Consider the following 8,343-nt stretch of genomic DNA (forward strand, 5'->3'; position numbering starts at 1 on the left):
TTCAGGTGCACACTTCACGCCGACCTCTGCGTCCTGGCTGAACCAGGTCGAACGCTGGTTCGCCACCCTGACGCAGAAGTACATCCGCCGCGGCACGCATCGCTCCACGCGCCAGCTCGAACAGGCCATCAGGCACTACATCAAGATCAACAACAGCGCCCCCAAGCCGTTCGTCTGGTCAAAGACTGCCGATGACATCCTTGCGAGCGTCGAGAGATTTTGTTTGCGAACTTCTAACTCACGACACTAGAGAGCTGCGCAGAGCTCGCCCAGTGAGACGCTCGTTGGCTACCGCTCAGCCTTGGAGGAGCCTACCGAATGTGCGGAGGTGGCGTAGAGCCGCCAATCAGCGGCTTAGTAGGGTGATTGACCGAGTATGTCCTCGATCCGGATTGGCAGCCGTCGCACCCGCTTGCCGACGGCGTTGTGAACGGCATTGGCGATGGCGGCCTGGATGCCTGCGCTGCCCAGCATGCCGATGCCCTTGACGCCGCCGGGGAGCAACGGGTCATCTTCGTCGAGCATGGTGACGTCGAACTCGGGCATGTCGGCGTGAGTGGGGATCAAATAGTCGGCGAGGTTGTTTCCTACGATGCGGCCTGTAGCCTTGTCGGTGTCAACCTGCTCGTGCAAGGCCATGCCGATACCACCGATCAGGCCGCCCACGTACTGGCTGTGAGCCATCTGGGCGTTGATGATGCGGCCGGCGGCGAAGGCGGCCACACAGCGGCGCACGCGCACCTCGCCGAGGTCGGGATCGACGCCCACCTCTACAAAGATCGCGCCATACCCGTTGGCGCTGAATGGCTGGTTCTCCGGTATCGTCGCGGCGCCCTCGGCCTCCAAGCCGTCCGGTGCATACCGAACCATCAGGTCGGCCAGGCTCTCGGCAGCGTTTCGGCTGCCGCTGCGGACCAACCCGCCCTCGAAGATCAGATCGTCGGCGTCCGCGCCCGCGAGCGGCGAGGCCGCATCCGCTGCGGCCAGTTCGGCCAGCCGTGCGCGCAGGATCGCCACGGCGTCTGCGACCGCCGGCGCAAAGCTCGCCGTCACCATCGAGCCGCCGGTGAAGGGACCTTCGGGCAGGTCGGTATCGCCCAATTCGACCCGGACCTGACGCATGTCGATGCCCAAGCCCTCGGCGGCCAGTTGGCCAATTGCGGTGTAGAGGCCCTGACCGAAGTCCTGTGTTCCGCACTGAACCAGCAGACCCGAATCGGCGTCGATCCGTACCTTCACCCGACAGGGCTGCCGGTGGACCGGATAGACCGACGAGGCCATGCCGACCCCGATCCGCCAGCGCCCGTCTCGGGAGTGCCCCGGCGCCGGCCGCGCCGCCCAACCGAACCGCTGGGCGGCGGCGGTGTAGCAGTCCAGCAGGCCATTGCTGCTCCACGGCTTGTCGGCATCGAGATCCCGGTCGGCGTAGTTGCGCACCCGCAGCTCGAAGGGATCGATCCTCAGCGCCTCGGCCGCCTCGTCCATCGCCGACTCCAGTGCGAAGGTCCCGGGCGCCACGCCGGGTGCGCGCATGGGGGCCGGCAGCGGCTCGTTGGTGCGCACGATGCGATTTCCGGTGGTGACGTTTGTGCACGCGTACAGCGAGCGCGACGTCGTCGCGGTGGCGTCGCTGTAGTCACCATGTGTGGCGGTCTGGGCCAGCACCTGGTGGTCGATGGCGGTGAGGCGGCCGTCGGCGTCGAAGCCCAGGGCCAGGTCCTGCACCGTCTCCTGCCGCCGGCCAACCAGGTTGAACAGTTGGGCGCGGGTGAGTTCCAGGCGCACAGGGCGGCCCGTCCGCCGCGACGCCAGGATCGTCCACATCAGCCAGGGCAACCACAGGGGTCCTTTGCAGCCGAAACCGCCGCCCACGAAGCGCGAGACCACCCGTACCTGCTCTACCGGGATCTGGAAGCTGTGGGCCACGATCCGCCGGCTGAGGAAGACCGCCTGGGTGCCGGTGTGAACCACAACGCGGTCGCCATCCCACGCGCAGATGACCGAGTGCGGCTCCATCGGATGGTGGTTGTTGACCGCAGTGTCGTAGCGGTTGCGCACGACCAGGTGCGCGGCCGCAAGCGCCCCTGCTGCGTCCCCGCGCTGCGAGGCGGAGGCATAACGGCCCGCGAGGTCCGGTGCAAAGGCAGTGTCCAGCGCCTGGTCCATGGCTGTGACCGCGGGCTCAGGGGTCAATTGGAGCGGGACAGCGCGAGCGCAGGCCTCGGCTTCTTGCAGAGTTTCGGCGACCACCAGGCCCAGCGGCTGGCCGGCGAAGTGGATCGCGGGTTCGCAGACGAGGGCGATTGACCCCGACGGCTTCAACACCTGGGCTTCGGCGTGGGAGACGAGATCGGCGAAGCCGGGCAGGCCGCGGACCGCCTCTACATCGAGGCCGAGCAGTCGGCCCCTGGCGATCGGCGCTTCGATCAGGGCCGCATGCAGCATCCCCGCCATCGGCGTCTCGGCCTCATAGACGGCGCGGCCCGTGACCTTTAGCGCGGCCTCGAGGCGGACAGGGCTTTGATGGAGCGTCACGTTTTGCCTTCCACTGTCTCCAGCGCCCGGCGCACGGCGCGCCGCAGGAGCTCGATCTTGAAGCCGTTGTGTTCAAGCGGCTGGGCGCCCTCGACTGCCAGTGCCGCGGCGCCTTCGAAGACCGCTTGCGTCGGTCGCTGTCCGACTAGCGCCGCTTCGCATTGCGCCAGGCGCCAGGGGCGGGCCGCGACCCCGCCGGCGACCAGCCGGACGTGTACGATCCGCTCGGCCTCGACGCGCAGCACGGCTGCCACCGAGACCACCGCGAATTCAAACGAGGCACGGTCGCGAACCTTGAGGTAGGTCGATCGCGCCCCGTTGCTCTCCGGGACCTCGACCGCGAGGATCAACTCGCCCGCCTCAAGCACAGTGTCGAGATGCGGCGTCTCGCCGGGCAACCGGTACAGATCGAGGGCGGCCACGCGGCGCGTGCCGCCGGCCTGCGCCACATCGACCTCGGCGTCGAGCGCGGTCAGTGCCACGGCTAGGTCCGAGGGGTGCGTGGCGACGCAGGCCTCACTGGCGCCAAAGATGGCGTGGCCGCGGTTCTCGCCCGTCCGCGCGCCGCAGCCCGAGCCGGGCTGGCGCTTGTTGCAGGGCAGCGCGTCATTGCGGAAGTACGCGCAGCGTGTTCGCTGCAGCAGCGCGCCCGCGATGGTGGCCATGTTTCGCACCTGGCCGGAGGCGGTGGCGTTGATGGCCTCCGCGATCAGGGGCCAGCGGACGCGGACGCTCGCGTCCGCCGCAACCTCGCTCAGGTGGGCCAGGGCGCCCAGCCGCAAACTGGCCCCGGCTGCGATCTCGCCCAGCGGGAGGCGCGAGATATCCACCACGCGGGCCGGCGCCTCGGCGCGCACCTTCCACAATGGCACCAGGTCGGTGCCGCCCGCCAGATAGGCCGAGCCCGTCTCGGCGCCCACGGCCAGCGCCTCGGCCAGGTTGGCCGGACGCACGTAGTCGAAGGCGTCGCCGCTCATAGCCCCGCGACCTCGGCGACGGCGGCCACGATGTTGGGCTGGGCCCCGCAGCGGCAGAGATTGCCCGCCAGGCCCTCACGGATCGCGTCCCGACTATCGACGCCCTCCTCCAGCAGCGCCACGGCGGACAAGATCTGGCCCGGTGTGCAGTAGCCGCATTGCAGCGCATCGTGGCGGATGAAGGCGTCCTGCAAGGGATGTAGCAAGCCGTCTGTCCCCAGCCCCTCGATCGTCGTGATCGCCCGGCCGTCGTACGAATGGGCCAGCGCCAGGCACGCTTTGATGCGTCGCCGGTCGGCCAGGACCGTGCAGGCCCCGCAGGCGCCCAGGTCGCAGCCCTTCTTCACGCCCGTGAGCCGCAGATCGTCGCGCAGGACATCGAGCAGGGTGGCGGTAGGCAGAGGTGTCAAGGTTTGCACCTCTCCGTTCACGGTGAGCGAAAGCACATGTGTCTTCATTCGCTTTTTCTCCATCTTGGTGAGTCGGTACCCCCGCAATCCGGCTGCGCGCGGCTCGTTGGCTCGTTGGTCAACAGCAGTGTTGCCTTTGCCGTCAGACAAAGTCGATGTGCTTGCACAGCGGCAATTCGCGAATGCGCTTGCCGGTCGCATGGAAGATCGCGTTGGCCAGTGCAGGGGCCGCCGGCGGTACGCCGGTTTCACCTACGCCGCAGATCGGGCCGCCGCTTTCCAGCACCTTGACCGCGATCTGAGGTGCCTGCTGCATGCGCAGTATCCGGTAGTCGTGGAAGTTGGACTGCTCGGCCGCACCCTCGGCGAAGGTGATCTCGCCGTAGAGCGCGGCACTGAGCCCGAAGATCACGCCCGACTGCAGTTGCGCTTCGAGGTTGCGCGGGTCAAGCGCCGTGCCCACGTCGACGGCGACGAAGACCTTGTCGATCTTCACGCCCTCCTTGGTCGTCGTGATCTCGATCACCTCGGCCACCGGCACGCCGCGGCACAGGTGGAAGGCCACCCCCCGGCCGCGGCCGGCGGCCAAGGGCTGGCCCCAACCCGACATGGACGCCACCGCCGACAGCACCTTGCGCGACGGCTCGTGGCTGAGCAGCGCCAGCCGCATGTTCAGCGGGTCGTCGCCGGCTTGCGCGGCCAGTTCGTCGATGAAGCTCTCGATGAAGAAGCCGTTGTACGAGTTGCCCACCGAACGCGTGTAGCTCACCGGCCGGCCGGCCGGCGTGCGGTAGGCCGTGGCGCGGTAGTTGGCGATGCCGTAGGGCTGGTCGAAGGCCCCTTCGATGATCTTGGCGTCCGGGCCCAGGGCCGGCAGGCCAAGGCGGCCGAGGTTCGACTCGGCCGGCGACAGCGAGGCCACCTGCACGTCGAGCGCGTGCGCCTGCTTCCCGGCCGTCGTGCCACGCAAACGTGCCACGGCCGCGGGCCGGTAGAAGTCCAACGCCATGTCTTCTTCGCGGCGCCAGGTCAGCTTGACCGGCGTGCCCGTCATCGCCACAGCCAGTTGCGCGGCCTGCACCACATAGTCCGACTCCAGGCGCCGGCCGAAGCCCCCGCCCATCAGCATGACGTGCACCCGCACCTGGGCGGCGTCGAGGCCTGCGGCCTTGGCCGCCAGATCACGCGCTGCCGTGGGGTTCTGCACGCCGGCCCAGATGTCGAGCTGGCCGTCATGCAGCCAGGCCACGGCGTTCATCGGCTCCATCGTCGCGTGCGCCAGGAAGGGAACGCGGTACTCGGCCTCGAGCACCGTGCCGCCGGCCAGCGCCTTGTCGACGTCCCCATCGTCGCGCAGCCGGCTGTCGCGGTGCTTTTCGGTCATCGATGCAGTGATGGCCTCCATCGTCGCCGCCGTGCTGGCCGGGTAGCCGGGCTCGGCCCACTCGCACTGCACGGCCTGCACGGCCCGGAAGGCGCGCCAGGTGTTGTTGGCGATGACGGCAACGCCGCCGGGCAGTTCGATCACTTTCAACACGCCGCGCATCGTCTTGGCGGCGGTGGCATCGAACCTGAGGAGCGCCGCGCCCATCGCCGGGTTCATGCGCACGGTGGCGAACACCATGCCGGGCAGCCGCACGTCGATGCCGAAGGTGGCCGTGCCGGTGCACTTGGCCACCATGTCGACCCGCGGCATCGACTTTCCGAGGTAGCGCCACTGCTCGCGGGCTTTAAGCGGCGGGCTGGCGGGCAGGTCGATCCCAGCTGATGCCGGCGCCAGTTCCACGTAGGTCAGGCGTCGGCCGTCGGGGGCGAGGACGCTGCCGTTGTCGGTCTTCAGCTGCGCCGCCGGCAGACCGAGCTTCTGTGCCGCGGCCGCCACCAGCGCGAACCGCGCAGCCGCGCCGGCGACACGCGTCCGGTCGAACAGGTCGACCACGTTGGAGGAGCCGCCGGTGACCTGCATGGGCAACAGCTTGGCCATCACGCCCATGGCGCCGCGCATGGCTTCGGCCGCCAGGCTGTGGTCCAGTTCGGCGAACGGGACGTTGTGTTCTATCGCGGCGCGGTTGTAGTAGGCCGCGCCTGGCGGGCCGTGCTCGACGCGGATGCTGTCCCAGGCCACATCCAGTTCCTCGGCCACCAGCGCCGCGAGCGTGGAGTGGATGCCTTGTCCCATCTCGGCGCGCGGGGTGATCAGCGTCACGCCCTGGCCATCGATGCGCACGTAGGGCGTGAGTGCGGTGGCGCCTTGCGGCAGGTCGTCCAGCAGCGGATTGGGCGCCGTCTGCCTGACCTTGTAGATCCCGAACGCGACGCCACCGACGGCGGCGGCCGAGCCGATCAGGAACGTGCGGCGAGCGATGGTTGCAAGCTTGCCCATGGTTAGGCTCCCCGGATGCGTTTGGCAGCGTCGTGGATGGCCGCGCGGATGCGCGGATAGGCGCCGCAGCGGCAGAGGTTGCCCGACATAACTTCGTCGATGTTGGCGTCGGTGGGCGCGGGGTACTTCTGCAGCAGGACGGCAGCACTCATGATCTGGCCCGACTGGCAGTAGCCGCACTGGGCGACCTGGTGTTCGACCCAGGCCGCCTGCACGGCGTGCAAGGTGGCCGGCGTGCCCAGTCCTTCGACGGTGGTGACGGCCCCGCTGACGGAACCGACCGGCGTCACGCACGAGCGCACCGCGGTACCGTCCACGTGCACGGTGCAGGAGCCGCACTGCGCCATGCCGCAGCCAAACTTGGTGCCAGGCAGGTTCAGTTCATCGCGCAGCACCCACAGCAGGGGCATCTCGGGCTCGACGTTGATCGTGTGGGACTTTCCGTTGACTGTCAGATTCATGTCGCTTGCTCTTCGGGTGCAATGACGCCATTGTTCCAACGGCGACGCCTGCCTGCACTCGCAAATGGCGCCGAAATTGCAGCCAAACGCGCCAACAAGTCTCTGCCTGCTTGGCGCGATCCGCTGATGCGCTGGCGCGATGGGCGAGCTAGACTTGAGGCATGCCGTCCGAGCGTACCAACGACCTGCCTGCCCCCAACGACCGCCTCAGCCATGCCCGCACCCTCTGGGTCTGGCCTGGTTGGCAGGTGCTGATGCAAGACGCCGGAGTGGACCGCGCCAACGTGCTGCGCCGCGCGAAGTTGCCCGGCGACCTGTTCGCACGGGGAAGTGTCCGGCTCGATGCCGCGACCTACTTCCGGCTCTGGGATGCCATCGATGAGGAAGCCGGGACCGCGGGTGGCCCGGCGCCGTTGCGCTTTGCGCAGAAGATGTCGGTCGACTGGTTCAATCTGGAACTCTTCGTCGCCTTGTGCAGCGAAGACATGAACAGTGCGCTGGCCCGCCTCGCCAAATACAAGAGCGGGCCGATGGCGCTGAAGCTCGAGCACGACGCCCGCCGCACCACGGCCGCGCTGGAGTTCCTCGATCGCGCGCTGACGCCGCCGCGCGTGCTCATGGCGTTCAAGCTGGTTTTCTTCGTGCAGCTCGCGCGCCTGGCCACGCGCAGCCCGGTGAACCCGCTGCGCATAGGCTGGCCTTCGCCGGATCTGTCGGCCCCTGATGCGCGCGCCTACGCCGCCTGGTTTGGCGTTCCGGTGGAAGACCTGCCTTTGCCCACAGTGGTGTTCGCGGCGGAAGACGCGCAGCGCCCGTTCCTCACGGCGAACCATGGCATGTGGAAGTTCTTCGAACCGGCCTTGAGTCAGCGACTGGACGACCTGGAGATACACGCCAGCACCGTCGAACGCCTGCGCAGTGCGCTGCTCGAGGCCCTGCCCGCTGGCGAGGTGTCCATGCCGGCCGTATGCAGAAAGCTCGGCGTCAGCACGCGCACCCTGCAGCGCAGGTTGCAGGAGGAGGGCAGCAGCTTCCAGCAGACGCTCGACGCCCTGCGCAATTCACTGGCGCACCACTACCTGCACAACTCGTCACTGTCCGGCTCGGAGATCTCGTTCCTGCTCGGCTTCGAGGATCCCAACTCCTTCGTGCGGGCCTTCCAGACGTGGACGGGATCGACGCCCCAGGCGGTTCGACTGGCGCACTCGCGAAGCGGTGCGGGATCGAGCCCTCCTGCTTGATGTTGTCGCAGCCTTCGGCGACTGGTCGTCATGTGCGCCCACGCCGGCATGACCGCTTTGAGACAGTGCGCGGCGAGACTGATTTTGTTTAGGGATGGTCTGCAGAACACGATCTGCAATCACAACTGAATGAATAAGGTGGTGCCGACGCAACCTGATGCATCGATCGAGCAAGCTCGGCAACGATTTGCTGCGCGGGGCCGCCGCTTTGGCCGCCTTGCAAGCCCGTTTCGGGCCTCGCAGACGCACTCATCCCCTGACCTCCATCAACTTTCTCCGCGCCATCCACAGGTTCGACAACGCGAACAGCGTGACGATCTGCGCCGTGTTCTTCGC

General features: G+C 68.0%; 6 protein-coding genes and 1 pseudogene. 2 read left to right on the top strand and 5 right to left on the bottom strand.

Annotated elements, in window-relative coordinates; genetic code table 11:
* Positions 1–250: pseudogene (locus tag AC1DYD_RS40625) on the top strand (IS630 family transposase); the annotation flags it as partial.
* A gap of 104 nt (positions 251–354) precedes the next feature.
* Here the strand turns inward: AC1DYD_RS40625 and AC1DYD_RS40630 are convergent.
* The 5 genes from AC1DYD_RS40630 to AC1DYD_RS40650 all read right to left on the bottom strand — a co-directional run bounded on the left by AC1DYD_RS40630 (position 355) and on the right by AC1DYD_RS40650 (position 6,766).
* Complete coding sequence (locus AC1DYD_RS40630) at positions 355–2,535, bottom strand: xanthine dehydrogenase family protein molybdopterin-binding subunit (protein WP_478178372.1); 2,181 nt, start codon at positions 2,533–2,535, stop codon at positions 355–357.
* The gene (locus AC1DYD_RS40635) at positions 2,532–3,512 is read right to left on the bottom strand and encodes an FAD binding domain-containing protein (protein ID WP_478178373.1); all 981 of its coding nucleotides are present in this window, start codon (positions 3,510–3,512) and stop codon (positions 2,532–2,534) included. The genes AC1DYD_RS40630 and AC1DYD_RS40635 overlap by 4 nt, the downstream gene beginning before the upstream one ends.
* On the bottom strand, positions 3,509–3,970 hold the full coding sequence (locus tag AC1DYD_RS40640) for a (2Fe-2S)-binding protein (protein ID WP_478178374.1): 462 nt from the start codon (positions 3,968–3,970) through the stop codon (positions 3,509–3,511). Before AC1DYD_RS40640 ends, AC1DYD_RS40635 begins: the two co-directional genes overlap by 4 nt.
* 94 nt (positions 3,971–4,064) lie before the next feature.
* A complete protein-coding gene (locus tag AC1DYD_RS40645) occupies positions 4,065–6,305 on the bottom strand; it encodes a xanthine dehydrogenase family protein molybdopterin-binding subunit (protein ID WP_478178375.1) in 2,241 nt (746 codons plus the stop codon).
* 2 nt (positions 6,306–6,307) lie between these two features.
* Positions 6,308–6,766: a (2Fe-2S)-binding protein gene (locus AC1DYD_RS40650; RefSeq protein ID WP_478178376.1), complete on the bottom strand. Its 459-nt coding sequence runs from the start codon at positions 6,764–6,766 to the stop codon at positions 6,308–6,310.
* Between the two features lie 161 nt (positions 6,767–6,927).
* On the opposite strand from AC1DYD_RS40650, the gene AC1DYD_RS40655 reads away from it, so the two are divergent.
* Positions 6,928–8,007 (top strand): helix-turn-helix domain-containing protein, encoded by a 1,080-nt coding sequence (locus tag AC1DYD_RS40655; RefSeq protein ID WP_478178377.1) that lies wholly within the window; start codon positions 6,928–6,930, stop codon positions 8,005–8,007.
* The last annotated feature ends 336 nt before the right edge of the window (positions 8,008–8,343 follow it).

It is taken from the genome of Variovorax sp. P4_B11 (assembly GCF_056402355.1).

Bases quoted from the DNA above. Each gene is read 5' to 3' on its own strand.
- AC1DYD_RS40635 (WP_478178373.1), bottom strand. From the start codon at position 3,512: ATGAGCGGCGACGCCTTCGACTACGTGCGTCCGGCCAACCTGGCCGAG.
- AC1DYD_RS40640 (WP_478178374.1), bottom strand. From the start codon at position 3,970: ATGAAGACACATGTGCTTTCGCTCACCGTGAACGGAGAGGTGCAAACC.
- AC1DYD_RS40645 (WP_478178375.1), bottom strand. From the start codon at position 6,305: ATGGGCAAGCTTGCAACCATCGCTCGCCGCACGTTCCTGATCGGCTCG.
- AC1DYD_RS40650 (WP_478178376.1), bottom strand. From the start codon at position 6,766: ATGAATCTGACAGTCAACGGAAAGTCCCACACGATCAACGTCGAGCCC.
- AC1DYD_RS40655 (WP_478178377.1), top strand. From the start codon at position 6,928: ATGCCGTCCGAGCGTACCAACGACCTGCCTGCCCCCAACGACCGCCTC.